The organism is Cobetia sp. BMC6 (genome assembly GCF_029991385.1).
GTDB lineage: Bacteria > Pseudomonadota > Gammaproteobacteria > Pseudomonadales > Halomonadaceae > Cobetia.
In genome coordinates this window covers 484,047-508,309 of sequence record NZ_JAKUMF010000001.1, presented here as the reverse complement: position 1 = coordinate 508,309, position 24,263 = coordinate 484,047, and the positions used below count along the sequence as shown (strand labels likewise).

The following is a 24,263-nucleotide window of genomic DNA, read 5'->3' as shown; positions in this document are numbered from 1 at the left end:
CTCAGGCGCACTCCAGAGTGCTGAAAACGGCGATCAGGAGGCGTGTCAGCCCCTGACTCGTTATTGCCAAGATGGTAATAAACTAAAGCTTTGTCAACATGATGTCGCAGTTCGGTAAAAGAATTTTCCCCAGCCCTTCTGATGGGTTGAAAGCCTGTCCCGTCATCCGCACGTCTTGTAATAGGTACACGACAGGCGGCACTCGGTTGACCGCACGCATGCAGCTCGGGCAGGTGATGTTGCTTGTCGGGTGCCGCTTTACACAGCAAAGACCCCCGCTCGGCATCTCGCCGAACGGGGGTCTTTGCTGTGCATCACTCGCGTCATCCCTGACAGTAGAGGGAGATCGATGCCAGGGGTGTCGGTCTACAGTGCGGCGATCAAGGCCTCGGCGTAGGCGACGAGATCAGGCTCGCTCATCACCTCGACGCGGTTCAATCCACTGTCGAGGCTCGCCGGCTGGCCATGGCGAACCAGCAAGGTGCGCGGATAGCCCGCGCCGCCGATGCGCTCACTCAGCTGAGCATGTGCATCGCTGAGATAGACCCCACGGGTCTGCTGCACGCATAAGGTCACCAGTGGCAGACCGCCACGGGCAAGCGCCGCCTCGAAGGCGGGCAGCGCCGGACGCTGACGCTCGGTGCAATCCGGGCACCATTCCGCGACCTGATTGAGCACGAAGGTATCGCCAGCGGCCAGCCGCGCTTCCACCTCGGCCAGGGTGACGTGATAAGAGATGTCTTTGCTCATGATTCACCTCAGTACAGGGACGGATCGGTTTTCTCGGGACGTGTCTTGAAGCGACGGTGCAGCCACAGATACTGCTCGGGATGCTTGCGGATCGCCCCTTCGATGAAGGCGTTGATGCGCGTGGCATCGGCGACGTCATCGCCACTCGGGAAGTCGTCCAGCGCCGGCAGATACTCCAGCGTATAGGTACGATTGTCCGGATTGCGGTGGAACATCAAGGGCATCACCGGCGCGCCCGTCATGCGGGCGATCTTGGCCGTCAGCTTGATGGAGGCGGCATCGATGCCGAAGAACGGCGCGAAGACGCTGACCTCGCGACCGAAGTCCTGATCCGGTGAATACCACACGCCATGCCCACTCTTGATGCGACGTACCACACCCCGCAGGTCGTGACGATCGATGGCGGTGCCGAAGATGCCATTGCGCGCACGGGTCATGAAGCGCTCGAACAGCGGGTTGTCGTGGGGGCGATAGACGACATCGGCCGGGAAGAACAGCGAGTGCAGTGCGCCGCCCAGATCCAGGGTCGAGAAGTGGATGCCCACGATGAGCGCCCCCTTGCCCCGGGCCATGGCGCGCTCCATGTGCTCCTGCCCCTTGAAGGTCACGCGATCACGCATGTGCTCAGGATCACGACACCAGCCGGTGGCCGTCTCGAAGATACCGATGCCGTTGGCGTGGAAGGTCTTGCGTACCTGACGCGCGCGCTCCGCCTCGCTCCACTCGGGAAAGCACAGCTTGAGGTTGGTGTCGGTGATATGACGACGACGCTTGCCGAAGCGCCATGCCAGCTCACCCAGGCCACGCCCCAGCCACAACTTGGCGCACCAGGGCAGATAGGCCGAAGCCTTCATGGCACCGATGCCCAGCCAGGTCAGCCAGTAGCGGGGGTGTGCAAAACTCTCGGGATAGCTCTTCTTGGCCATGACTCTCTCGTTCGACGGGCAACGGCGGCCATTGTAGACCGCGCGAGCCTTGCCGTCAGGTCAGGCGTGCGTATCCAGCGGCTGAGCGCTGGCCAATTGCGCGACATCCTGGTCGTCCGCCACACTGCCAACACCGCCATGGTAGTGTCTGGGCACGCGCGGCAGCAGCCCCGTGAGCAGTGTATAGCTGATGGTATCGCAGCTGGCGGCGACGCGATTGACCTCAAGCCCCTCGCCCCACAGCACCACCCGTGAACCGACTCCCGCCTCGGGCAGGTCGGTGATATCCACCGTCAGCATGTCCATCGACACCTTGCCGGCCAGCACCGTTTCCTGACCATCCACCAGTACTGGCGTGCCATCCACGGCGTGGCGGTCATAGCCATCACCATAGCCGCAGGCGACGACACCGATACGCGTCGGACGCGTCGCCACGAAGCGGCCCGAGTACCCTACCGGCTCGCCGATGGCGATCTCACGCACGGCAATGATGGCCGAAGACAGCGTCATCACCGGCTTCAGACGCCGGCTGGCGTCATTGGCGCCTTCCAGCGGATCTGCCCCGTAGAGCATGATCCCCGGACGGTTCCAGGCCGCATGCGTCTCTGGCCAGGCAAGCGTCGCCGGTGAATTGGCCAGACACAGCGGTAGCCCCGCATCGGCCGCCAAAGCCGTCACCGCCGCCATCTGCTGCTGGAAGTAGTCCGGTGTCAGGCTATCAGCGCTGGCGAAGTGCGTCATCAGGTGCAGGTCACGCGCCTTGCCACACGCCTCGAGGCGCGCCTTGGCGTCCAGCACCTGCTCCGCCGTGAAACCGAGACGATGCATCCCCGAGTCGAACTTGATCCAGCAGGACAGCGGCTGCGCAAGCTCACTCTGTTCGAGGGCCGCCAACTGCCATTCGCTGTGGATGGCGCACCAGAAGTCATGCTCGGCCGCCAAGGCGTACTCCGCGGCCTCGAACACCCCCTCAAGCAGCACGACCGGATGAGAGATGCCGCCAGCCCGCAGCGCCAGCGCCTCCTCTATCGTGGCCACCGCAAAGGCGGGGGCGAGATCCGCCAGTGCCTGCGCGCACGCCACCGCACCATGCCCGTAGGCGTCCGCCTTGATGACGGCCAGGGCGCGCGAATGCGGCGCCAGCTCGCAGGCCAGCTGATAATTGTGACGCAATGCATCGAGATCAATATCAGCGCGCAGTGGGCGGGACATGAGGGGACTCCAGAGTGATAGGGGAAGATGACAGACAGCAGAGCAAGCCCCTCAATTATTTTCCATCATCGCCGTCAGGTCACGCTACAAACCACCAAACTTTCCCCAGATCACCGATAGAAACCACCGCCTGTCAAAATAAATACAGGATTTTAGACCAACACCGCCACGAAGCCACCTGCTTCCAGGCCGCGCTGCCCTTGCACGCTGATTTTCGGCGCCTTTCTGGCTAGTCATCACTTGCCTGATGAACACATGCCTGGCGATCAGTGGCCTGACCAATTGATGCCCTCAAACGCATGCTCCCAAAATGCATGCACCCCCGCAGGCAGGGCCTGTGGAGGTGCATGCAGTACGTGGCGACAGCCAGCGCGGAACGATCAGGGCGTCGCGTTTTCCAGCTCGTCGGAGCTCTCATCATTCAGCACCAGTGATACCTGACGATCTGCCTTGAGGCTCTCGTTGAGGTCACGCACGCTGTTGATATCGATGATACCTGCCGCCTGACGCAGGTTGAGCAGATCAAGCACATAGGTGTAACGTGAAGAGGCGTAGTCCGCCAGCGCCTGATACAGGGTCTGCTCGGCGTCCAGCACGTCGACGATGTTGCGCGTGCCGACTTCATAACCGGAGCGAGTCGCTTCCAGTGCAGTGCGGCTGGAGACGATCGCCTGCTTTCGCGCCTTGACGGTCAGGACGTCGCTGCGCACCTGACTGTAGAGCGAGCGCACACTCTGGGTGGTGGAGCGCTGCTGGTCGAGCAGGTCGTACTGGCTCTGCTCGAGCAGATGAGTGCTCTGACGTACCTGGGCGGAGGTGCGGCCACCGGTATAGATCGGCAGGGAGGCCTGGATACCGATCTGGTTGTATTCCTGATACCCCCCGGCAGTATCGATGTCGGTTTCATCGTAGGAGTAGGTCGCGAAGGCGCCGACTTCCGGCAGGTGGCCTGCGCGGGAGGTCTTCACATCGCCTCTGGCGACATCGACACCCTTCTTGGCAGCACCGATCAGCGGATTGTTGGACAATGCCATCTCGACCCACTTGCTGCGGCTGGCCGGCACCGGCGCTTCGATCGCCAGATCTTCTTCCAGGCCATCGATGGAATCGTACTGCTGGCCCGTCAACTGCTGCAGGGCCTCGAAGCTGACCTGGAGATCGGCTTCGGCCGCGATGCGCTGGGCGCGCGCATCATCGAAGGATGCCCTGGCTTCCTGCACATCCGTGATCGCGATCAAACCGACCTCGAACTGCTGATTGGCCTGGTCCAGCTGGCGGGAAAAGGCCTTTTCCTGAGCAATACGCGCATCGAGCACATCACGATTGTTCAGAATGGTGAAATAGGCAGACGCCACGTCATAGAGCAGCTGCTGCTGATCGGAATCCAGCAGCAATTTCTGCTGACGGGTGGTGTCCTTGCTGGTCGCGAGCTCATACCAGTCGGCGGCATCGAACAGCTGCTGGTTCACGTTGACCACGATGTTGCTGTCGGTGTAATCGCCCTCGGTGCCGCTCTGGGAATTGCCGGTGACATCGGTACGCGACACGGTCCCCGTGGCAGTGATCTGGGGCAACAGGTCAGCAAGCTCGATACGCTCATTGTCCTCGACGCTCTGATAGAGCGAGCGAGAGGAGGACAGGCTGGCATTGTGGGTCAATGCATCACGGGTGATGTCGAGCAGATTGGCAGCCTGAGCCTGGGTCGCAAAACCCATCGCCAGCACCAGTGGCAGTATGCGAATGTTGGCCATGTATGCGTTGTTCCTGATCAGTGACAGTCGTGACCTGCATGGCGCCTCGAAAGCACCAGGACAAGGTAAAAGGTAGCTCACACATCGGCTGGACTACTGCCTCAGCCCTGCTCAAGCGAGTCGTGAAAAAGTGGCCTTAGTCTAATCGCCACCCATTTGGGCGTCCAGTTAGTTGGCTAACTTTATTGCACGATACAGCGTTTCCAAATTGACAACAATGTCAGGGAGCACCCTGCGCTCGAACGTCAGAACACCCCACTCTGCCAGTATAATGATGACACAATATGAAAACGGCCCACTCAAATCACGAGCGGGCCGTTTTCACTGGCAACCTGCATCAAGGCACCGACAGCCATGACGAGGGTGCCCGCGCATCATTCGAAGATGGATTCGAGCGTCAACCCCTGCTTCTCGAGCATGCGTCGCAGCTTCTTGAGCGCCTCGACCTGAATCTGACGGACCCGCTCCCGCGTCAGACCGATTTCCTCGCCCACTTCCTCCAGCGTCGCGGCTTCGTGACCACGCAGCCCGAAGCGACGCACCACCACTTCCATCTGCTTCTCGGTCAACTCCGCCAACCACTCATCGACATGCGCCTTGACGTCGACATCCACCAGACTGGACTCCGGGCTGGTGTCATTCTCGTCGGCGATCGTCTCGATCAGCGGCTTGTCGCTCTCGCCGCCCATCGGAAAGTCGACGGATGACACGCGTTCATTGAGCCCCAGCATCTTCTTGACGGTATCGACCGGCTTGTCCAGGAAGTCGGCGATCTCCTCCGCGGTGGCCTCGTGATCCAGTTTCTGGGTCAGCTGGCGCGCGGCACGCAGATAGATGTTGAGTTCCTTGACGACATGAATCGGCAGACGAATGGTGCGCGTCTGATTCATCAGCGCCCGCTCGATGGTCTGACGAATCCACCAGGTGGCGTAGGTCGAGAAACGGAAGCCGCGCTCAGGGTCGAACTTCTCCACCGCGCGGATCAGCCCCAGATTGCCCTCCTCGATCAGGTCGAGCAGCGACAGACCACGGTTCAGATAGCGCCGCGCGATCTTGACCACCAGACGCAGGTTGGACTCGATCATGCGCTGGCGGCCGGCGGGGTCGCCCGCCTGTGCCAGGCGCCCGAAGTAGACCTCCTCCTCGGGCTTGAGCAACGGGGAAAAACCGATCTCGTTGAGGTAGATCTGGGTCGCATCCAGGCTTTGGTAGTGCTTGCGCTCTTCACGATTCAAGGCGCGTTCGAATGCCGCCTCTTCCGCTTCTGCCTCAAGCGTATCGTCGTCCTCCTCGACATCCTCAAGGGACAACTCAACCTCAGCCTGATCGATATCCTTTTCCAGCATGCTCATGTCGATACCCCGTTGTCTCTGGTCTGGTGCCAGGAACTTGTTGTTGTGGCAGCGGTGGGAATCAGCGTTTAGGCAGGAATTTCAATGGGTCCTTGGGCTGCCCATCCTCGCGAATCTCGAAGTGCAGCTGCGCACGTTCAGCGTCAGTGGCTCCCAGAGTGGCGATGACCTGTCCGGCGTCGATCACATCGTTCTCTGATACACGCAAAGTGTCGTTGTGGGCGTAGGCGCTCAAATAGCGGTCGTTGTGCTTGAGAATGATGAGGTTACCGTAACCACGTACTCCGCTTCCGGCGTAGACCACGATTCCCGGCCCTGCTGCCTTGACAGGTTGCCCCTTTTGACCAGCGATATCAATGCCGCCGGTGACACTCTCGGACTCACCGAACTTGCCGATGATCTCGCCTTGCGTAGGCCACTGCCAGTCAACGTTTTTTACCGGAACATAGGTCTTCTTGGCCGGTGCAGCCTTGGCGGTTTCGCCAGCGACGTTGGTGCCCTTTTCAACCTTGGCAGCCTCATTTTTCACGCTAGCGGCCGCTTTCTCGCGCTCTGCCGCGGCGGCAGCGGCGGCTTGCTCGGCCTTTTCCTTGGCGGCCTTGCGCGCCTCGGCCTGGGCGGCGGCCGCACTGGCAGCTGCCTCGCTGGCCGTCTGGCTGGCTGTCTGACTAGCCGAGCTACTGGCCTGCGCAGCACCGCTGCTGACCTGCTCTGCGCTGTCATTGGCGGCGTTGCGCGCCGTCTCGGCGAGCGCTTCTTCACTGCCTTCCTGGTAGACAGGCCCCAGCCCGGCCGCCGCCGCGGCCCCGGTGGCGGCCGATGACACGCCACTCGAGCCGGTCGTCAGCGACTGGGCCTGGCTGGTGCGCTGTTGCTGCTGAGCCATGGCGGACTCATCCGGCGCCAGCCAGTCCGGCAGTTCGCTGCCGCCGGCGATCGAACCATCGCTGCCCCCGCCCATCGGCGTGGCAACGACGCCACCGCTCGAGGCGACGCTCGTACCGGAAGCGCCCGCCCCACTCGCCGGCAGCTGGGTATTGGGGTCCAGACGCAGCGTCTGCCCCGGCTGCAGGGTGTAGGGCGGATTCAAGCCGTTCATGCGCGCCACATCCCGGAAATCCTGGCCACTCTGCCAGGAGATGCCATACAGGGTGTCACCGCGCTGAACGGTATAGGTGTCGGAGGTGATACGCGCATTGCCGGCGTTGAGGTCCTGAACCTGCGGGCGAGTGGTCGCCGTGCTGCAGGCTGTCAGCGCACCCAGCGCCAGACCTGCCAACGTCAGTTTGATTCCCTTGTCCATCCTGTCACGCATGTTCCTGCTCCTTGCGGGAATTGCTGGAGTCGTCATCCGGGCCGGAGCGTTCTCCGGCAAACCAGACAAGCAATACGCCGGCCAGCATCAGGGCGAGTGCCGCCCACAGCTGGGCAGGCTCACCGGTCACACTGGTGTAGGTATCCGGCATCATGAAGTGGTAATCCAGCGGAACCTGTTCACCCTTGGGCCCCAGACGATAATCGGTGATGGTGCGCCACGGCCACAATACCGGCAGCGAGCCGAGAATGAAGCCCGTCAGCAGCATCAGTGTCGCGGTGTGATGATGACGAAACAACCACGACAACAAACGCGAGAAGGTGAACAGCCCGATGGCGCAGCCGCTGCCAAACAGCACGATCAGCTGCAGATCGAAGCTCTTGATGCCAGTCATCACCGTGCCGTAGAGGCCCATGGTCAGCAACAGGAAGCTGCCGGAAACGCCCGGCAGCAGCATGGCACTGATGGCGATGGCACCGCCGACCACCAGCACCCAGGAGGCATCGGTGGCGGCAGGCAACAGGCTGGGCAGCTTGCTGGCCAGCACCAGACCCAGCGCCAACCACACAAGATACCCGATCCGGAAGGTGGTGATACGCCGCGCGACCACCACCCCGGAGCACACTACCAGCCCGAAGAAGAAGGCGTTGAGCAGCAGCGGCTGCGCCTCCATCAACCAGGTCACCAGATGCGCCACGCTGATCAGACTGGCGAAGATGCCAGCAACCAACGGCAGCAGAAAGGCCAGATTCAAATGCTGCCACAGCGCCTTGAAGCCCTGCTCACGCCATACGCCGATGGCAGAGGGGCCGAAGCGCTTGATGGACTCGATCAATTCTTCATAGATGCCGGTCACGAAGGCAATCGTGCCGCCTGATACCCCGGGCACGGCATCCGCCGCCCCCATGCCAGCGCCCTTGAAGAACACGCTCAAAGCTCGTTTCACCTGATCACTCCCTCGAGCAACGGCACGAAGCGCACGGCCTCGAACCGCTGAATATCCTGAGTGTCGCCGACGCGGCGCACTCGTGTCAGCCACTGACGGTCACTGTCGTCCTCGGCCAATGGCACGATCATCACCCCCTGCGGGGCCAACTGCTTCAACAACGCCTGCGGCAGATGCGGTGCGCAGGCGGTCACCACGATCAGATCAAATGCCGAGTCATCGTCCTGCCAACCATGGCCACCATCGGCATGGCGCAACTCGACATTGTCGAGCCCGAACCAGCCAAGGCGTTGAACGGCCCTGGCATGCAGCACGGCGATGCGCTCGAGCGAAGACACCCGAGCGAACAGACGCGCCAGCAGCAATGTCTGATAGCCCGAACCGGTGCCGACCTCCAGCACCCGACACTCTTCGCGCGGGCGCGGTGCTTGCGCCAGGGCAAGCTCCGTCATGCGGGCGTGCATGTAAGGCTGGGACAGGGTCTGCCCCTGCCCCAGCGGCAGGGCGGTATCTTCATAGGCACGGTGCGCCAGCGCCTCATCGAGAAACAGGTGACGCGGCTCACTGGCCATCAGCTCCAGCACCCGCTCATCACGAATGCCGGCATCCTCCAGGCGCGCCACCATGCGGTCTCGCGTGCGTTGGGACGTCATGCCGATACCGCTCAGCTGCGCCGTGTCCGGTCGCCTGAGATGCAAGGGCCCGGCGATTCCCGCTGCGCTGTCTGACTGCGCAAGCGGGAAAGCGTTCTGATACGCGTCCTTCATGGTCTTGATTCATATCCTGTCGAGCGAGGACTTCACAGCGAAATCTTGAGCCTTGCCTGGCGCTGCATCGCTCAGGTCAACGCCTCGAGCCACTGCGCTACATCATGGCGCGCCCCATGGGAGGTGAGGTCCGTCATCAACGGCGTGATGGACACATAGCCCGCCGCGATGGCGGCGAAGTCGGTGTCGTCACCATCATCGATGCCATCGCCGGCCAGCGCGATCCAGTAGCGGGTGCGGCCACGCGGGTCCTTGACCTCGATCGGGGCGCCCGCTGGGCCACGATGGCCCTGACGCGTGACGCGAAAGCCGCGAATCTCGCTCCACGGCACATCTGGCACATTGACGTTGAGCAACGAGCGCGGCGGCAATGCCAGAGTCTCGGCCGCGCCGACGAGGCTCGCCGCCACGCGTCCGGCGGTCTCGAAGTGGGTCTTGCCGCACAGTGACATCGCGATTGCCGACATGCCCAGCGAGCGCCCTTCCATCGCCGCCGCCACTGTGCCGGAATACAGCACGTCATCGCCCAGGTTGGCACCATGGTTGATGCCGGAAATCACGATGTCAGGCTTCTCGTCCCAGACGCCATTGACGCCCAGATAGACACAATCCGCGGGTGTGCCGTCGACGCTGTAGAAGCCGTTCTCCATCGCGGACAGCAACAACGGCCGACTCAGCGTCAGCGAGTTGCTGGCTCCTGAGCGGTCACGGTCCGGCGCGACCACACGAATGCGTGCCTGCCCGGCCAGCGCGTCATGCAGCGCCTTGAGCCCCGGAGCGTGCACGCCATCATCATTGGAAAGCAGAATCCTGCGCATCATCTCACTCCTTTGCGAATCATCGGATAGTCGTCATGTCACCTGACGGCACTACAGCAGCGGGTGGGCGATCAGTTCACGCAACAGGCCCGTCGCGAAGCTGCCGCGCGGCAGATCGAAATGCAGCCAGACGCTGGCCTCACTGCCTTCGGCGTGCGCCTGCTCTGGCGTGATATCCCACTCCAGACGCGGCTTGCCGGGCATCAGGCGCAGCGGACGACGCTCCGTCTTGACGCCGGCCTTCTCGAGCCCCTCGCACAACTGTGGCCAACGCGTGGCCAGGACCTGCTCGAGCTGGGCGACCTGCGCATGAGCCTCCGCACGCCCGGTGCCCCACAGCGGGCCAGTGGGATGAATATCGCCACTCGCCAGACGCTGCGCCAGCGTCTCGGCCGACTCGCTGCCGTCGGTGATGAAGCGTGAGCCCGTCCCGTTGAGCGCAAATACCTCTCCGCTCAACGCCGTCGCCCAGCAATTCGCCTTGAGGCGCGCAGCCAGCACCTCATTGAACAGGAAGCTGCGCGCGGTCGACAGCAGCATGCCGCTGCGGTCATCGCGCTTGCGCCAGCCACGCACCAGCACGGCACGTGCCCGACCGAGATTATGTCCCTGATGACCGAAGCGCTGCGGCCCGAAATAGTTGGGCACACCATCGCGTATCAGCGTCTGCCAGCGCGCCTCGAACTCGGGATGCGCGACGGCCTCACCGCTGACACGCAGCGCGAATCGGTTGCCGCGATGCACGCCCCGCTTGAGCTTGCGCGGATGACGCACGCTGGCCAGCACGCGGACGCCCTTCTCGGCCAACGCATCGCTGAGATCCTGCGGCGCTTCACGCCCCGGCAACCACACGGAGACCCACTGCCGGGTGATCGCCTGCTTGTCCTTGAGACCGGCCACGCCGATATCACGCGGCGCGACCTCGCACAGGCTGGCCAGTTCACGGCACAGCTCATCGGTGGTCAGGCCGCGTTTCTCGACCCACAGCCACTGATGCTCACCGTGGCCTTCGGGCACGAAGTCCATCAGCTCGGTGACCCGGAAGTCCTCGGGCGTGTGGCGGAAGTCGCCTGCTCCCAGCGGGCCGCCATGCGCATGCGGCCAGCGCTGCATCAACTCGGCTTCCTTGACCCACGCCTCGCTGCCCGCAGCGTCCAGTGCCGCCAGCGCCTCGGCAAACAGCGCATTCGCCTCGGGCGACTCAGACATGTCATTCACTTCAGACATGCTCGGCTCCGCCCGCGGCTGGCAGCGCGCCCAGCAGCACCACGGCCTCGGCGGCGATGCCTTCCTTGCGACCGGTGAAGCCGAGCCGCTCGGTGGTGGTGGCCTTGACGTTGACAACCGCCAGCGGCACGCGCAGGTCTTCGGCGATCACTTCCCGCATCGCCTGGATGTGCGGCGCCATCTTCGGCGCCTGCGCCAGCACGGTGAGATCGACATTGCCGACCCCGAAACCGGCGGCATTGACCAGCCCGATCACATGGCGCAGCAGGTCACGGCTATCAGCGCCGGACCACTCGCTGTCGGTGTCCGGAAAATGCTTGCCGATATCGCCCATGGCACAGGCGCCGAGCAGCGCATCGCACAGCGCATGCAGCAGCACGTCACCGTCGGAATGCGCCACGAAGCCATGCTCGTAGGCGATCTTCACGCCCCCGATCATCAGGTGATCGCCATCGCCGAAGCGATGCACATCGAAGCCGTGGCCGATGCGCAGTGCCATCGGCACATGGCCAGCCTGTTGGGGAGAGGTCGCAGATTGCGCGGAGGAAGTGGCAGCAGCGGGTGTTGCAGATTGCTCAGTCATGTCAGGCAGACGTCCGGGGGCTATCGGGAAGCGCCTCGCGCGCGGCCAGCAGCAGGCGCGCCATGGCGAGGTCTTCCGGATGGGTGATCTTGAGATTGTCGCGGGCGGCGGCGACCAGCACGGGGGCACGGCCACAGGCCTCCAGTGCCGAGGCCTCATCCGTGATGAGCGCGGGGTTCTCCCCAAGCGCTTCACGCAGCGCCCGTCGCAACAGGCCCAACGGGAAGGCCTGCGGCGTGAAGGCATGCCACAGGCCGACGCGGGATTCGGTGTGCGCGATGCTCGGCGCACGCTCTTCATCGCCACCGCCATCGCCATGCGGACGCGAGTCGACGGCCGGCGCGGCGCGTTTCATGGTGTCGCTGGCGGGGGCCGCGAGGATGGCGCCATCGGCACTGCGGCGAGCGGTCGCGACCAGCGCATGGATATCGGCTTCGCGAACGCAGGGACGCGCGACATCGTGCACCAGCACGAGGTCATCGTCATGGGCGTGGCGGCTCAGGCAATCCAGGCCCGCCAGCACGCTGTCGGCACGTTCGCTGCCGCCATCGGCGCGCAGCCAGTCCTGCCACGGCACCATCGACGGCGTGAAATAGCTATCGTCGGCGCCCAGCACCAGACAGAGCCCTGCCTCGGGCAGCGCGCGCTTGAGCGTCGCCAGCGTCGCCTCCAGCACGCAGCCGCCGGGCGACAGCTCCAGATACTGCTTGGGCCGGTCGGCCTGCATGCGGCTGCCCACGCCGGCGGCCGGCACCAGATACCACAGACGGGGCTCGCGCGAGGCGTCTGTCGGCATCATGGCGTGATCACCTTGGGCAGCCCGCCTTCCAGGCCCTTGCCCTCCAGCGCACCGTCCGCCACTTCATCGGGTGATGGCGCCTTGCGTTCCGGCACCGCGACATTGGGCACCCACAGGAACTGCTCGTCCTTGCGCACCATGCCGAGGTCATTGCGTGCACGCTCCTCGATGGCCGCCAGACCATTCTTGAGGTCGACCACTTCCGCACCGAGTCGCTGATTGCGGTTGTCCAGCACCGCATCTTCCTTGGACAGCTGCTGCACGCGTGCGCGAATATCGAATAATTCGGTGATGCCATTTTCGCCCCACCACAGCCGATACTGGAGCAGTGCCAGCAGCAGCAGCAGTGAGATATTGATCCATTTGAGCATGGCGATGTCCTTGGCCGTTGCAGCGCGCATTATGCCATCATCCGGGAGCGCGACGCAGGCACTGCCAGCATCCGTTGCCACGCTTGACGCCCCCCTGTCGATCAGGGCCACCTGATGACAGCGCCCTCTCACCCTTCTGCCAGGAGTCATCCGATGTACAAGCTTGCGTTCTTCGTCCCGGAGAATGACGCCGAACACGTCAAGGAAGCCGTCTTTGCCACCGGTGCAGGGCGCATCGGCGACTACGAGGCCTGCTGCTTCGAGACACGCGGCACCGGCCAGTTTCGGCCACTGGCCAGCGCCAATCCGCATATCGGGACCTGCGGCACGCTGGAGCGCGTCGCCGAACTGAAGATAGAGCTGGTATGTGACGATTCGCTCATCGCCGCTGCCGTGGCGGCGCTGCGCGACGCCCATCCCTATGAAGAAGTCGCCTTCGATTGCTGGCGACTGGAAACGTTCTGACCCCGCGTCCCCCGAAGAACGAGGCACGCGAGGTCAGCAATGGCCAGACGATCTAGCTCGCGGGCAGGAAGGTGGTGTTGAAGAAGTGCTCGCGGGCTTCCAGGTCGATCTGCTCGAGATGCAGCGGGAAATGCTCGTCACCCTCGCCGTGGCGGCGATCCTCGAAGTAGCGGCGCAGCGTGACTTCCATAGTCGGGAAGGCCAGCGACTGCCAGGGAACCTCCTCCTCGCTGAACAGCGCCACCTCGAGACTCTCGACGCCCGCCGAGTAGTCGCTGATCAGCTCGGCCCGAAACAGCATGTAGACCTGATTGATATGCGGCAGGTCGATCAACGTATAGAGCCCCTGCAGCTTGACCTCGGCGCCGGCTTCCTCCCGTGTCTCGCGAGCAGCGGCGTCGCTGGTGGTCTCGGCGTTCTCCATGAAGCCGGCCGGCAAGGTCCAATACCCCAGCCGCGGCTCGATGGCACGCCGACAGAGCAACACCCTGCCGTCCTGTACCGGCAAGGTGCCCGCGATGATGCGCGGATTCTGATAATGGATGGTGCCGCAGCTGTCACACAGGTAGCGCAGACGATCATCGCCCTGCGGCACTGCCAGACGCACCGTTTCACCACAGTGACTGCAATAATTCATTCGCTCTCCCATGAAATCTCAAGGCGCCCTTCAGTGACATCCCGTCTCCGCTTCCTCGCTGCGCGGTGGGCCCGGCGGCATGGCAGTCGCCTTGACCGGCAGGACCCTCGCGCCACATGATGGATGACTACGAGGAAACGACATGCTAGAAGCCCTGCGCCAACGCCTGCAAGCACATCACCCCCTCGCGACTGACCACCAGCTGCCACGCGCCGCCGTCCTGATCGCGCTGATCGATCGTCCCGAACCGACGTTGCTGCTGACGCGGCGTGCCAGCCATCTCACCGAGCATCCCGGCCAGGTGGCCTTCCCCGGCGGCAAGGCCGAACCCGATGATAGCAACCTGTTGGCCACCGCGCTGCGCGAAGCCGAGGAAGAAGTCGCGTTGCCGCCCAGCGCCGTGGAGGTCTTCGGCCAGCTGAGCGACGTGATTTCCCTGCACGGCATGCGTGTCACGCCCTTTGTCGGACGCATTCCCGCCGACCTGCCGCTGCGCGCGGACCCCAGCGAGATCGAGCAGATCTTCGAGATGCCGCTGAGCATGTTGCTGAGAGACGAGCGCGAGCATACCGACGTGATCACCGTCGGTGACGAGACCTGGTACGTGCCCAGCTATCGTGTGGCCGACCAGGTACTGTGGGGACTGTCTTCGATGATGCTGGTCGAACTGATGGCCATCGGCTTCGGCCATGCCGTGAGCCTCAAGGCAGCGCCACCGCCCGGTGCCCCGCTGCGCCATCTGCCGCCGCGCCCCGTGCCGCCTCGGCCCTGAAGCTCAAGATCCTGAACTCCTGAGCTACTGAGCTCCTGAGCAGCTGAACCAGACAAGGTGTGTTCCCGCCGAGCGGCTCGCCATTGCCCTGATGGCTTTGCAGCACTGCCATTGCCCCGACGATATTGCACCGACAATGGCACTGGACTATAACTCCTCGCCCACGATGCCACGCCACTTCCCGTTCGGAGCGCCTGATGCCCGCTGCACCTGCACCCGCCCCACTGCTGGACCCTGTCGCACTCAACCTGCTGATCGATGAACTGGTCGAGCATGGCTACAGCGTGCGCCCCGACTTCCTGCCGCGGCAGGTCATCGCTCAGCTCAATGATGAACTGACGGCGCTGGAGACGCGGCAGCAATTGACAGCGGCGGGTATCGGTCGCGGGCGCGAGAATGATCTGCGCCCGGACATCCGTGGCGACGCGATTCGCTGGCTGGACCGCAACTCACGCGCCCAGCGCGCCTACCTGGAAGCGATGAACGTGCTCAAGGATGAGCTCAACCGCGCCCTCTATCTGGGGCTGTTCGAGTATGAGGCCCACTTCGCCCACTATCCGGTCGGCAGCTTCTACAAGAAGCATCTCGACAGCTTTCGCGGCCGCGGCAACCGCCTGATCTCCAGCGTGCTCTATCTCAATGAGGACTGGCCGCGCGATGGCGGCGGCGAGATCGTGCTCTACGACCCCGAGGATGACAGCAGCGAAATGGCACGCGTCACCCCCGAGGCCGGCACCTTCGTGTGCTTCCTCTCCGAGCAGATCCCCCATGAGGTGCTGCCGACGCATCAGGCGCGCGCCAGTGTCACCGGCTGGTTCCGGCGCAACAGCTCACAGGGCAACCTGGTCGATCCCGCACGCTGATTCCCGGGCGGGAAGTCCCGGCCAGACAGGTCTGGACAGCACCGCGCCAGTGGCCCTCAGCCGCGCGCCAGCGGCGCGTCATCGCGTGGCGGCCCCTGCCGCTGCGCGTCCTGCGAGGCCTGCACAACCTGCAATGTTTGCTCATCATTCAAGGCCTGCTCGTCGTGCAGCGCCTGCTCCTCCTTGACCTCGATCTCCTCGAGACTGTCCAGTGAGGCCTCCGTGATCAGCTCCGGCATATCAGCGACCAGCTCACGCGTGACCTCGACCAGCGGGTCATCGGCTTCGGCGTCACGCAGGTGCTCCTCGGCGGCCTCGACCAGTTCAGGCCCGACCACAAGCTCGGTGCCCAGCGGTGTCTGCGGAGCATGGGTCTCGAAGGGCGCCAACGGCTGCGGCGCCGGACGCATCACACGCCGCCAGACAAAGAAGAGCAGCATGCCGCCCCCCATCACCGCCAGACTCAGCGCCATGCCGGGCATCGCGCCCATCTCGGCCATCGGCAGCGATACCGCCGGCGGTGACAGGGTCGACCCCACCGCATTGATCAACAGCAGGCCCTGACTCATCCGCACCAGGGCACCGGCGGGCGCACGGTCGGCGGCATGGCTGACCGCCACCGGATAGAGCGTGAAGGCGGCACCGCCGAGCAGGAACAGCACCGTCAGCTGGGCGATGCCCTCGCGCGCCGGCCCCATCAGCAAGGCGGCGAAGCCGACGATGGCGATCGACAGGATGATCAGCACCTGCTGGCGATCGTGGCTGTCAGACCAGCGGCCGATGGGGTATTGCAGCAGCATGCCGCCGAGAATCACCAGCGCCATGCGCTGACCGATCTCCGCGGTGCTCAGGATACCGCCATCGCCCAACGCCAGAGGCAGCAGGCTATAGATGACCGCCACCACCAGCCCCGAGGCCAGGCAGCCGAACACGCCTGTCGGCGTGATGCGAATCAGGCGCCACGGGCTCAGGGGCTCGGACTGTTCGATCAGCGGCGAGACACGCGGCAGCAGCACCAGCGGCAATACCGAGGCCGCCGCCAGCATCGCCACCAGCATGAAGGCCGCCTCGAGGCTCAGCATGGCAGTCACGCCCAGCAGCAGCTGACCGAGCACCCCCGCGCCATAGAGCACGATCATGTAGAGCGCCAGCAGACGCCCGCGCACAGCGGGATCGGCAGCGCTCAGCAGCCAGCTCTCGATGACCAGATACACCCCGACCAGCGACCAGCCGATCATCATGCGCAGCAGGAACCACACCACCGGGTGATCGCCCAACCCCATGGCCAGAGCCGCGACCGCCACCAGCGAGCCGAAGCCGGCATAGGCGCGGATATGGCCGATGCGCAGCAGCAGGCGGTCGTTGACCAGCGCGCCGAGCCCGAGGCCCAGATAGTAGGCCGAGCTGATCAGGCCGATCGCCTCGCTCGAGACACCGGCGGCAGACAGCCGCAACGGGACCAACGAGGTCAGCATGGCGTTACCGATCCCCAGCAAGGCAAGGCCGAGCAGGGGCGCAAGGGACATCAACAGCAGATGACGGGGCATGACCAGATCCTCGGCCGGCCGCCAGTCAGCGATCAGCCAATGCCGCAAGGTGCGGATATCGTCGGGAGGGGAAGTTTTCCCTGCGTGAATACGTCAAGGCGCGGGCAATATAGTGACAGTCCGCGCCAAATCCAAGCATTTTTGCGTCATTTGGCGACCATGTCTTCTTGCGTGTCGCTGCGCGCTGCCCTGCGCCCTATTCATGCGCTGTCCTGCGCTCTATCCATGCCCTGTTCCACGCCTTGTCCCGCGCCTTGTCCCGCGCCTTGTCAGGCGGATCGGGGCACGCGGAAGATGACACTGTCGTTGGCGACCTGCTCAAGCTCGAGTCCGTGCGTGCGCGCCAGCCAGGCAAAGGTCGCCGGGCTGAACAGGCACACATGCGTCGGATCACGCAGGTAGTGCCAGCGCCTGAGCGCTTCCGGGTCATCCGAGGCGGGCTGCGTCATCACCCCCAGCAGGCCGCCGGGCTTGAGGCAGCGCAACCACTGGCGGAAGACTTCCCCCGGCGCGTAGAGATGCTCGATCACCTCGGTGCTGACGATGAAGTCATGCTGGCGGGTGAGCGCTGCCGGGTTCGGATGATAATAGAGATCGTGCAACGCCATCGGATGGCCCGCCTCCTCGAACATCTGCGCCAGGGCAGGCCCCGGTCCACAGCCGAAATCGAGCCCGCTGGCACCGGCCGCGAGCCGCTCGCACATCGGCGTGAAGAGCTTGGCCAGGAAGCTTCGATAACGCGGGTCTGCCGGGTCATTCTCGTGCTGGTCGTAGATATCCTGCTCTGCCCTGGCATCCAGGCGCTGGGACGGCGCCAGATACAGCAGATGACACTCCGGGCAGCGCAGGTAATCGCGCTCATCGGCGGGTGGGCGCTGACCGGTCTCGGGGCATGGCCTGCGCCGCTGCACCAGGTGCAGTACATGCTGGCTCCGGGGCGCCTCACACAGCGGGCAGACAGTATCTGAAGGCGGATAGGGAACGAGGGAATCAGGGGCTGACATCAGGGCTCCGTGGCTGGGGACACTGCCGGTGGGTGGATGTCACCACACGGCTGGCGGTGACAACTCGGCGCCACGCACGCTACCGCGGCGACACGGGCAATTCAGCAGCAGGTGAACGTATCGCAGGTGGCGACTGTCTGAGTGCTGAATGATACCCCGCGCCAGTGTCTTGCGCCTGCCACGATGGAGCCTGCAGGCACCGCCCCCCTCTGGCACAATGAGCATCATTCGAGTGCGGCACCGCGACACCTGACGATGTCACGGCGCCTGCCTTCGCGTCAGACAGGCGCGATCTTTCACGCCAGACCACCGGAACTTCACGTGTGACGATGGACAAGACTCTCAAGCGGTTCGAACAGGCCATGGAACAGCGCCTGACTCCTCTCAAGGCCAATTCCGTGGCCTGTCTGTGGCAACGACTGTCCGGGATCAGCACCCGCCAGCTCTGGTGGCTGGCGCGCCCGTTGGCGCGTGTGGTGCAGCTGTGCAATCCCCGCGAGCGCCGGGTCACGCGCCAGAATCTGGGCCAGGCCTTCCCGCAGCTCGACAAGCAGGCGCGCGCGCGTCTGGCGAGCGACAGCCTCGCACATTCCACCGCCACCATGCTGGAACTGGGCAAGGTGTGGCTGGGTGATGAAGACGCCGTGCGCGATTCGATTCTCGAGGTCCACGGTCGCAACCTGCTCGACGAGGCGCGTGCCGAGGGGCGCGGCGTCATCGTGCTGGCGCCGCACTTCGGCAACTGGGAAGTGCTCAATTTCTGGCTCTCCAGCCACTTCCCGTTCACCGCCATGTATGAGCCGCCCAAGTTCGAGCGTCTCGACCCGATCATCCGCAACGGCCGTGAACGCATGGGCGCGAGCCTGGTGCCCACCAACTCGCGCGGCGTGGCCGCCTTGCTCAAGGCACTCAAGCGCGCCGAAGCGATCGGCATACTGCCGGATCAGGAGCCGGGTCGTGGCAGCGGCGTCTTCGCCGACTTCTATGGCCGCCCCGCCTATACCGCCACCCTGCTGCCCAAGCTGGTGGCGAGAACCGATGCACGCGTCGTCACCGGTGTCGCCCAGCGTCTGGAAGATGGCCATGGCTTCGCCATCCACTTCCTCGCCGCGGATGAAGGTGTCTATTGCGAAGAGGAAGTCGCCTCGGCACGCGGGGTGAATGCCTCGGTGGAAGCGGCGATCGCCTTGGCGCCGGCCCAGTATCAGTGGGAATACAAGCGCTGGCGCAAGAGCCCGCAGGAAATGGAGCAACAACCGGGCTGGCAGGAATCCCGCTTCTATGCGCGCACCTATTCCTTCTTCTCGCTCAAGGGCTGGCGCCGCTACTTCAAGCATCGCCGCAAGGCCAGCAAGCACGGCTGAGGGCAGCACTGGCGCAACAGGCCATCAGCTCCCAGACTGAATGCGCATGGCTCAATGACAGGAGGCAAGGATGCCGATCGAGACTCACGCCGCTCACCTCACAAGCGCATCGTCCCGTCGCCCCTCACTGTCCCGAGCGGTGTCGACATGCCTGCCGGCAAGCCTGGTGACAGGCTTGCCGACAAGATTGGTCACAGGTGCCGCGGCGGCCTGTCTCGCCTTGTCTCTGCCAGCCCAGGCAGAGACAGGAACTTCCTCCTCACTGTCGCTGATGAGCGCTCAGCAAGTGCCCAGCGATGCCCCAGCGCTCAAGCTGCCTGAGGGCACCACGCTCGAGCGGCTGGCCTCGCTCGACAGTCCACGTATGCTGCATCTCACTGACGCTGGCGAGCTGCTGATCGGCTCGCGGGCCGAGCGTGTCTATCGCGCTCAACTGAGGCCGGACGGCAACCTCTCTGCCGTGAAGACGCTGGTCGAACTGTCGGGCTACCCTCACTCGCTGGTGGTACGCGGCGACAAGCTCTATGTCGCGACCACTGCAGCCTTGCTGGTCGCCGACTATTCACACGGCGAATCTCTCACCCGCGATGACTTTCGTGAGCTGATCGCCCTGCCCGGCGGCGGTGGCCACAACTCGCGCACCCTGAGTCTCGGGCCTGATGGCGGCCTCTATCTGGCGCTGGGCATCCAGGGCAATTGCTCGAATCAATATCTCGCAGGCAGCGAGCAGGGCTACTCCTTCAGTGAACGCCGCGGTGGCGTGCTGCGCCTTGAGGAATCCGGCGATGCCCCGCACTGGCAGCCCTGGGCCAGCGGGCTGCGCAACCCGGTAGGCCTCGCCTGGCAGCCAGGTAGGGAAGATGAGCCACGTCTGCTGGCCACCAACAACGGCCCCGACCACTGGGGCTACGAGCAACCTCGCGAGTTGGTGGTCGCAGCCCGCGAAGGCAGCTTCCATGGCATGCCCTGGTATCAGTGGGTCGATGGCCGCTGGCAGACGGATGACTGCATCACGAGCGATTCACCGCGCGAGCGTGACGAGATTGCGCCGCCACTGGCCGAGGTTCCCGCTCGCAGTGCGCCGATGGGAATCGCGGTGGTACCGCCAGAACATCCATTGGCCGCAGACATGGATGTCGTGGTGGCCGTCCACGGCAGCTGGGGCACGGCTCCCTCCGGCAACGCCGCAGGTGATCCGGCCAGCCGTCGTGAGCCTCGCCTGCTGGGCCTCAAGCTGGCGACGCCAGACACTGAAGCACGCCTGGTGCCAGTGCTGACCGGTCTGCAGGACAGCAGCAGCGGCCAGCGCTGGATTCGCCCGCTCGATGTCCTGTTCGGCCCTGATGGCAGCCTGTACTTCACCTCGGATAGCGGCGCGGCTGGCCTCTATCGCCTCACCTTCGATTGATGGACTGACCTCCAACAGAACGCTCCCTTGAGAAGCGAGGTCTTGGCCCTCTTTCCGGGCCTTCTCTCCAAGCCCTTTGTCCAAGCCTTCTCTCCAAGCCCTTTGTCCAAGCCCCCTCTCCGGGCGCTCTCTCCAGGAGCTGCTTGGCAGAGAGCCCATGAATAGGGCCTATGGCTGCAGTGGTTGCCTGCTGCAGATTCTGAAAACCTGCCGTTCATGCCCCGCCTTCGAATTACAGAAATGTAGTCCTGTATCCTCGCATGCACCCAATGGCCAGCTAGGCATTGTGAGGTCATGGAGCGACACTGGGTCGACGCCAAGCGTTTAATGAACGATGACGCGTTGAGAGAGCGTCTCTCGCTCGTGCATCCAGCCTAAGAACTCCTGCGTATGATCCAACGGATACGCCATCGTCGGAGCCTGCCGCCATGAACCAGCAGCCACCCCCAGCAGCACGGACGCCCGCCAGCCAGGACTCCTTGCCAAGCACATGCACGCACCTGACGCGCGCTCCCTGGCTGAGCATCGTGATGCCGGTGCATGACGAGGCAGCCGGCATCGTGCAAACCCTGATCGCCCTGAATCGCCTGCGCGCGGGAGGGGACTGTGAAGTGATCGTGGTGGATGGCGGTTCGACGGATGGCACCCCCTCACTGGCCCATCCGCTGTGTGATGCCGTGCTGGGCAGTGAGCCGGGCCGGGCACGCCAGATGAATGCCGGAGCCGCGCATGCACGCGGAGAATGGCTGCTGTTTCTGCATGCCGATACCGACTTGCCCGACAATGCGCTGGCATTGCTCAAGGAGGCCGTCACGACGCATCGCCGCAGCGACTGGGGCCGCTTCGATGTCAGCATCAAGGGCGAGTCGCCGTGGTTACCGATGATCGCCGCCATGATGAATCTGCGCTCGCGGCTGACCAGCATCAGCACGGGCGACCAGACCCAGTTCGTGCAGCGCTCGACCTTCGAGGCCATCGGTGGCTTTGCCGACATGCCACTGATGGAAGATATCTGGCTGAGTGCCCAGCTCAAACATCTGACCCCGCCAATGAACCTGACGGCGCGCGTTACCACCAGCGGTCGGCGCTGGGAGACCCACGGCGTCTGGCGCACCATCGTCAAGATGTGGGGACTGCGGCTGGCGGCCTGGTGCGGCGTCTCCCCTGCACGCCTGGCACGCCTTTACGGCTATCGCGCCGCGGCGCAGGCCTGTGAGCAGCGCGGCATGCCCCATGCGTGATGCGGCGTTGCCTACCTTGCCCACAACTGATGCCGCGTCAGAGGTGCGCCCGACCCTCATCATCTTCGGTCGCCTGCCCATCGCCGGCCACTGCAAGACACGCCTGATCCCCGCACTCGGCCCCGAGGGTGCAGCTCGACTCTATGAGCGGATGCTGTGCCATATCGCTGACCAGGCCTGCGCCGCGCGCCTTGGCAAGGTCGTGGTGATGCTGACGCCCGCTGCCGAGCCGTCGAGACAGACACCTGAACAGGCGGCTCTGCAGGTGGCGCTGGAAGCCCGGCTGCGAAGCGTTGTCGACACCTCAGCCGACCTCACCTTCGAGGTACAGCCACAGGGGGACCTCGGTGAACGGATGTCCCGGGCCATGGCCCGACATCTACCCGAGGGGCCGGTATTGCTGATGGGCTCCGACCTGCCGGCGCTGGACAGCCAGCGCCTGCGCGAGGCAGCCCACAGACTGCGCACTCACGACGCGGTCCTGCAGCCCACCGAGGATGGGGGCTATGGCTTGATCGGCCTCAAGGCGCCCTGCCCGCAAGCCTTCCTGCTGCCCCGCTGGAGCCACGCCCATGTCTGCCGGGACACCCTGGCGCGGCTGGCACGGGCAGGCAGAACGTACTCTTGCCTGCCGATCAGCTGGGATGTCGATGAGCCGCGTGACCTTGCGCGACTGTCGCGCCACCTGCCGGCGCTCATGGCGGACATTGTCGCTTGAGACTGTCCATGAACCCGCTCGAGGCTCATCACAAGCCCGCTTGAGGCTCTTCACACCTTCGGCAGGCCTCCCAAAGTCGTATGCATTTTTGCTCACACTGCCCTTCTTCTGCGCCGCAGGGCTGTTACACTCGCTGCATCGTGACTCATATGTCACAGCTTGACGGGGTGCCGGTAAGACCGGCTGAGATGTCATGCGCAGGCAATGTCCTTGCGTGAATGACGATCCCGCCGAACCTGATCCGGCTAGTACCGGCGTAGGGATCAAGCGTGAAGCGATGCCACTCGATAACGTCACCACTTTCTCACGGTGACTGTCGGCACCTCCCCCGCTTTTCCCCTGCTCCTGTTCCGGTACTGGCCACGCTTGCGCCAGAGAACTGCCGCCCCATCACGGGTCGTCAGCACGCTCACCGAGGGATGCGTCATGCCTAGTTTCAACGACCTGACCAGTGCCTGCGCCGAGGAATGGCGTGACTATCTCGAGCACGACTTCGTTCGCCAGCTGGGCGAAGGTCGTCTGCCGGAGGAGTCCTTCCGCCATTACCTGCAGCAGGACTACCTGTTCCTGATCCACTTCGCGCGTGCCTGGGCGCTGGCCGCCTACAAGAGCCGCACCCTCGCGGAGCTGCGTCAGGCCACGGCCAGTCTCGACACCATCCTCAATACCGAGCTCGATCTGCATATCGGCTACTGCAGCGAGTGGGGCATCAGCGAGGATGATCTGAGCGAGCTGCCGGAATCGCGCGCCACCCTGGCCTATACCCGTTACGTGCTCGATTGCGGCCAGCGCGGCGACCTGCTCGATCTGCACGTGGCGCTCGCGCCCTGCCTGATCGGCTACGGCGAGATCGCCGAGTGGCTGCTCGATCAAGACACCACCGAGATCGAGAACAACCCGTACGCGGACTGGATCGCGATGTACTCAAGCGATGACTTCAAGGAAGCCGTCGAAGCCGAGCGTGAATGGCTGGATGCGCGACTCTCGGAGGTCTCGGAGCGTCGACTGGGTGAACTGGTCGATGTCTTCCGTGACGCCACGCGACTCGAGATCGACTTCTGGCAGATGGGTCTCGATCGCGCTTGAGTCATCACAGACTGACGTCCCGGTGCTCGCCATGAGCCGCTCGGGATGACGCCATCCTCCATGGATGGCACGACTGACAGGCCAACAGAGCCTGGATGAGAGAACGCTCCCCGGGGCAAGCCTGACGCTTCGGGCAACACACTCTCGCATTGAAATCTGCACACGCTTGACGGGGTGCCGGTGGAACCGGCTGAGATCCTGCATGCATGCTTCGCCGCCCTGACGCGCGAGCTTGCCAGCAAGGGGTCCCGTGGAACCTGAACCGGTTAGGACCGGCGTAGGAATCAAGCTGATGGCCAGCCGCTGCGCGCGGCCGCCTCGCTCCCGGGCCACCTGTTGGC

Annotated in this window: 24 protein-coding genes and 2 riboswitches; of the genes, 8 read left to right on the top strand and 16 right to left on the bottom strand. The window is 64.1% G+C overall.

Annotated elements, in window-relative coordinates; all coding sequences use genetic code 11:
• Nucleotides 1–366: 366 nt before the first annotated feature.
• From MKZ40_RS02185 to ftsB, 13 genes are all read right to left on the bottom strand, one after another.
• Nucleotides 367–750, bottom strand: coding sequence for a hypothetical protein (locus tag MKZ40_RS02185; protein ID WP_175088524.1), 384 nt, complete (start codon nucleotides 748–750; stop codon nucleotides 367–369).
• An 8-nt stretch (nucleotides 751–758) separates the two neighbouring features.
• Entirely contained in the window at nucleotides 759–1,676 is a 918-nt protein-coding gene (gene lpxL / locus MKZ40_RS02180; protein ID WP_175088523.1) for an LpxL/LpxP family Kdo(2)-lipid IV(A) lauroyl/palmitoleoyl acyltransferase, read from the bottom strand.
• 60 nt (nucleotides 1,677–1,736) lie between these two features.
• A complete protein-coding gene (alr, locus tag MKZ40_RS02175) occupies nucleotides 1,737–2,888 on the bottom strand; it encodes an alanine racemase (RefSeq protein ID WP_175088522.1) in 1,152 nt (383 codons plus the stop codon).
• A gap of 380 nt (nucleotides 2,889–3,268) precedes the next feature.
• Nucleotides 3,269–4,639, bottom strand: coding sequence for a TolC family outer membrane protein (locus MKZ40_RS02170; protein ID WP_175088521.1), 1,371 nt, complete (start codon nucleotides 4,637–4,639; stop codon nucleotides 3,269–3,271).
• A gap of 374 nt (nucleotides 4,640–5,013) precedes the next feature.
• Entirely contained in the window at nucleotides 5,014–5,991 is a 978-nt protein-coding gene (rpoS, locus tag MKZ40_RS02165) for an RNA polymerase sigma factor RpoS (RefSeq protein ID WP_175088520.1), read from the bottom strand.
• Between the two features lie 61 nt (nucleotides 5,992–6,052).
• Nucleotides 6,053–7,306, bottom strand: a complete 1,254-nt coding sequence (locus MKZ40_RS02160) for a peptidoglycan DD-metalloendopeptidase family protein (RefSeq protein ID WP_254626983.1) — start codon at nucleotides 7,304–7,306, stop codon at nucleotides 6,053–6,055.
• Nucleotides 7,299–8,252 (bottom strand): DUF368 domain-containing protein, encoded by a 954-nt coding sequence (locus MKZ40_RS02155; protein WP_282627764.1) that lies wholly within the window; start codon nucleotides 8,250–8,252, stop codon nucleotides 7,299–7,301. The genes MKZ40_RS02160 and MKZ40_RS02155 overlap by 8 nt, the downstream gene beginning before the upstream one ends.
• Nucleotides 8,249–8,905 carry a protein-L-isoaspartate(D-aspartate) O-methyltransferase gene (locus MKZ40_RS02150; RefSeq protein ID WP_254626994.1) on the bottom strand — a complete coding sequence of 219 codons (657 nt, stop codon included), beginning with the start codon at nucleotides 8,903–8,905 and terminating at the stop codon, nucleotides 8,249–8,251. The genes MKZ40_RS02155 and MKZ40_RS02150 overlap by 4 nt, the downstream gene beginning before the upstream one ends.
• A gap of 185 nt (nucleotides 8,906–9,090) precedes the next feature.
• Nucleotides 9,091–9,837: a 5'/3'-nucleotidase SurE gene (gene surE, locus MKZ40_RS02145; RefSeq protein WP_043331401.1), complete on the bottom strand. Its 747-nt coding sequence runs from the start codon at nucleotides 9,835–9,837 to the stop codon at nucleotides 9,091–9,093.
• A 51-nt stretch (nucleotides 9,838–9,888) separates the two neighbouring features.
• On the bottom strand, nucleotides 9,889–11,064 hold the full coding sequence (locus MKZ40_RS02140; RefSeq protein WP_348994674.1) for a tRNA pseudouridine(13) synthase TruD: 1,176 nt from the start codon (nucleotides 11,062–11,064) through the stop codon (nucleotides 9,889–9,891).
• Nucleotides 11,057–11,563: a 2-C-methyl-D-erythritol 2,4-cyclodiphosphate synthase gene (ispF, locus tag MKZ40_RS02135; protein WP_175088667.1), complete on the bottom strand. Its 507-nt coding sequence runs from the start codon at nucleotides 11,561–11,563 to the stop codon at nucleotides 11,057–11,059. The genes MKZ40_RS02140 and ispF overlap by 8 nt, the downstream gene beginning before the upstream one ends.
• A gap of 85 nt (nucleotides 11,564–11,648) precedes the next feature.
• Nucleotides 11,649–12,446, bottom strand: coding sequence for a 2-C-methyl-D-erythritol 4-phosphate cytidylyltransferase (locus MKZ40_RS02130; RefSeq protein ID WP_254626982.1), 798 nt, complete (start codon nucleotides 12,444–12,446; stop codon nucleotides 11,649–11,651).
• Entirely contained in the window at nucleotides 12,443–12,847 is a 405-nt protein-coding gene (ftsB, locus tag MKZ40_RS02125) for a cell division protein FtsB (RefSeq protein WP_225347115.1), read from the bottom strand. The genes MKZ40_RS02130 and ftsB overlap by 4 nt, the downstream gene beginning before the upstream one ends.
• A 123-nt stretch (nucleotides 12,848–12,970) precedes the next feature.
• On the opposite strand from ftsB, the gene MKZ40_RS02120 reads away from it, so the two are divergent.
• Nucleotides 12,971–13,282 carry an NGG1p interacting factor NIF3 gene (locus tag MKZ40_RS02120; protein ID WP_166018843.1) on the top strand — a complete coding sequence of 104 codons (312 nt, stop codon included), beginning with the start codon at nucleotides 12,971–12,973 and terminating at the stop codon, nucleotides 13,280–13,282.
• 52 nt (nucleotides 13,283–13,334) lie between these two features.
• Here the strand turns inward: MKZ40_RS02120 and MKZ40_RS02115 are convergent, their stop codons facing one another.
• Nucleotides 13,335–13,919, bottom strand: coding sequence for an NUDIX hydrolase (locus MKZ40_RS02115; protein WP_175088518.1), 585 nt, complete (start codon nucleotides 13,917–13,919; stop codon nucleotides 13,335–13,337).
• A gap of 142 nt (nucleotides 13,920–14,061) precedes the next feature.
• On the opposite strand from MKZ40_RS02115, the gene MKZ40_RS02110 reads away from it, so the two are divergent.
• Both MKZ40_RS02110 and MKZ40_RS02105 read left to right on the top strand, forming a co-directional pair.
• Nucleotides 14,062–14,691: a CoA pyrophosphatase gene (locus MKZ40_RS02110; protein ID WP_175088517.1), complete on the top strand. Its 630-nt coding sequence runs from the start codon at nucleotides 14,062–14,064 to the stop codon at nucleotides 14,689–14,691.
• 197 nt (nucleotides 14,692–14,888) lie between these two features.
• Nucleotides 14,889–15,554 carry a 2OG-Fe(II) oxygenase gene (locus MKZ40_RS02105; RefSeq protein ID WP_175088516.1) on the top strand — a complete coding sequence of 222 codons (666 nt, stop codon included), beginning with the start codon at nucleotides 14,889–14,891 and terminating at the stop codon, nucleotides 15,552–15,554.
• Nucleotides 15,555–15,610: 56 nt separating this feature from the next.
• On the opposite strand, the gene MKZ40_RS02100 is transcribed toward MKZ40_RS02105, so the two are convergent.
• On the bottom strand, nucleotides 15,611–17,101 hold the full coding sequence (locus MKZ40_RS02100; RefSeq protein WP_217485786.1) for an MFS transporter: 1,491 nt from the start codon (nucleotides 17,099–17,101) through the stop codon (nucleotides 15,611–15,613).
• A 269-nt stretch (nucleotides 17,102–17,370) separates the two neighbouring features.
• On the bottom strand, nucleotides 17,371–18,105 hold the full coding sequence (locus tag MKZ40_RS02095; protein WP_175088515.1) for a class I SAM-dependent methyltransferase: 735 nt from the start codon (nucleotides 18,103–18,105) through the stop codon (nucleotides 17,371–17,373).
• 329 nt (nucleotides 18,106–18,434) lie between these two features.
• Here MKZ40_RS02095 and MKZ40_RS02090 point away from each other — a divergent pair, with 329 nt between their 5' ends.
• From MKZ40_RS02090 to tenA, 5 genes are all read left to right on the top strand, one after another.
• A complete protein-coding gene (locus MKZ40_RS02090; RefSeq protein WP_254626981.1) occupies nucleotides 18,435–19,469 on the top strand; it encodes a lysophospholipid acyltransferase family protein in 1,035 nt (344 codons plus the stop codon).
• A 286-nt stretch (nucleotides 19,470–19,755) separates the two neighbouring features.
• A complete protein-coding gene (locus MKZ40_RS02085) occupies nucleotides 19,756–20,877 on the top strand; it encodes a PQQ-dependent sugar dehydrogenase (RefSeq protein ID WP_282627759.1) in 1,122 nt (373 codons plus the stop codon).
• Nucleotides 20,878–21,356: 479 nt separating this feature from the next.
• A complete protein-coding gene (locus MKZ40_RS02080; RefSeq protein WP_254626979.1) occupies nucleotides 21,357–22,118 on the top strand; it encodes a TIGR04283 family arsenosugar biosynthesis glycosyltransferase in 762 nt (253 codons plus the stop codon).
• A 16-nt stretch (nucleotides 22,119–22,134) separates the two neighbouring features.
• Nucleotides 22,135–22,836, top strand: a complete 702-nt coding sequence (locus MKZ40_RS02075; protein ID WP_175088512.1) for a TIGR04282 family arsenosugar biosynthesis glycosyltransferase — start codon at nucleotides 22,135–22,137, stop codon at nucleotides 22,834–22,836.
• Nucleotides 22,837–22,989: 153 nt separating this feature from the next.
• Nucleotides 22,990–23,116, top strand: a riboswitch (TPP riboswitch).
• A 146-nt stretch (nucleotides 23,117–23,262) separates the two neighbouring features.
• Nucleotides 23,263–23,922 (top strand): thiaminase II, encoded by a 660-nt coding sequence (gene tenA, locus MKZ40_RS02070; RefSeq protein WP_043331406.1) that lies wholly within the window; start codon nucleotides 23,263–23,265, stop codon nucleotides 23,920–23,922.
• Nucleotides 23,923–24,082: 160 nt separating this feature from the next.
• Nucleotides 24,083–24,223: riboswitch (TPP riboswitch) on the top strand.
• The last annotated feature ends 40 nt before the right edge of the window (nucleotides 24,224–24,263 follow it).

Excerpts from the sequence above, each read along its gene's own strand:
- MKZ40_RS02120 (WP_166018843.1), top strand. The coding sequence starts at position 12,971 with ATGTACAAGCTTGCGTTCTTCGTCCCGGAGAATGACGCCGAACACGTC.
- MKZ40_RS02150 (WP_254626994.1), bottom strand. The coding sequence starts at position 8,905 with ATGACGTCCCAACGCACGCGAGACCGCATGGTGGCGCGCCTGGAGGAT.
- ftsB (WP_225347115.1), bottom strand. The coding sequence starts at position 12,847 with ATGCGCGCTGCAACGGCCAAGGACATCGCCATGCTCAAATGGATCAAT.
- rpoS (WP_175088520.1), bottom strand. The coding sequence starts at position 5,991 with ATGAGCATGCTGGAAAAGGATATCGATCAGGCTGAGGTTGAGTTGTCC.
- ispF (WP_175088667.1), bottom strand. The coding sequence starts at position 11,563 with ATGGCACTGCGCATCGGCCACGGCTTCGATGTGCATCGCTTCGGCGAT.
- MKZ40_RS02130 (WP_254626982.1), bottom strand. The coding sequence starts at position 12,446 with ATGATGCCGACAGACGCCTCGCGCGAGCCCCGTCTGTGGTATCTGGTG.
- MKZ40_RS02140 (WP_348994674.1), bottom strand. The coding sequence starts at position 11,064 with ATGTCTGAAGTGAATGACATGTCTGAGTCGCCCGAGGCGAATGCGCTG.
- MKZ40_RS02105 (WP_175088516.1), top strand. The coding sequence starts at position 14,889 with ATGCCCGCTGCACCTGCACCCGCCCCACTGCTGGACCCTGTCGCACTC.
- MKZ40_RS02170 (WP_175088521.1), bottom strand. The coding sequence starts at position 4,639 with ATGGCCAACATTCGCATACTGCCACTGGTGCTGGCGATGGGTTTTGCG.
- MKZ40_RS02100 (WP_217485786.1), bottom strand. The coding sequence starts at position 17,101 with ATGCCCCGTCATCTGCTGTTGATGTCCCTTGCGCCCCTGCTCGGCCTT.
- MKZ40_RS02110 (WP_175088517.1), top strand. The coding sequence starts at position 14,062 with ATGCTAGAAGCCCTGCGCCAACGCCTGCAAGCACATCACCCCCTCGCG.
- MKZ40_RS02095 (WP_175088515.1), bottom strand. The coding sequence starts at position 18,105 with ATGTCAGCCCCTGATTCCCTCGTTCCCTATCCGCCTTCAGATACTGTC.
- MKZ40_RS02115 (WP_175088518.1), bottom strand. The coding sequence starts at position 13,919 with ATGAATTATTGCAGTCACTGTGGTGAAACGGTGCGTCTGGCAGTGCCG.
- MKZ40_RS02090 (WP_254626981.1), top strand. The coding sequence starts at position 18,435 with ATGGACAAGACTCTCAAGCGGTTCGAACAGGCCATGGAACAGCGCCTG.
- MKZ40_RS02185 (WP_175088524.1), bottom strand. The coding sequence starts at position 750 with ATGAGCAAAGACATCTCTTATCACGTCACCCTGGCCGAGGTGGAAGCG.
- surE (WP_043331401.1), bottom strand. The coding sequence starts at position 9,837 with ATGCGCAGGATTCTGCTTTCCAATGATGATGGCGTGCACGCTCCGGGG.
- lpxL (WP_175088523.1), bottom strand. The coding sequence starts at position 1,676 with ATGGCCAAGAAGAGCTATCCCGAGAGTTTTGCACACCCCCGCTACTGG.
- tenA (WP_043331406.1), top strand. The coding sequence starts at position 23,263 with ATGCCTAGTTTCAACGACCTGACCAGTGCCTGCGCCGAGGAATGGCGT.
- MKZ40_RS02160 (WP_254626983.1), bottom strand. The coding sequence starts at position 7,306 with ATGCGTGACAGGATGGACAAGGGAATCAAACTGACGTTGGCAGGTCTG.
- alr (WP_175088522.1), bottom strand. The coding sequence starts at position 2,888 with ATGTCCCGCCCACTGCGCGCTGATATTGATCTCGATGCATTGCGTCAC.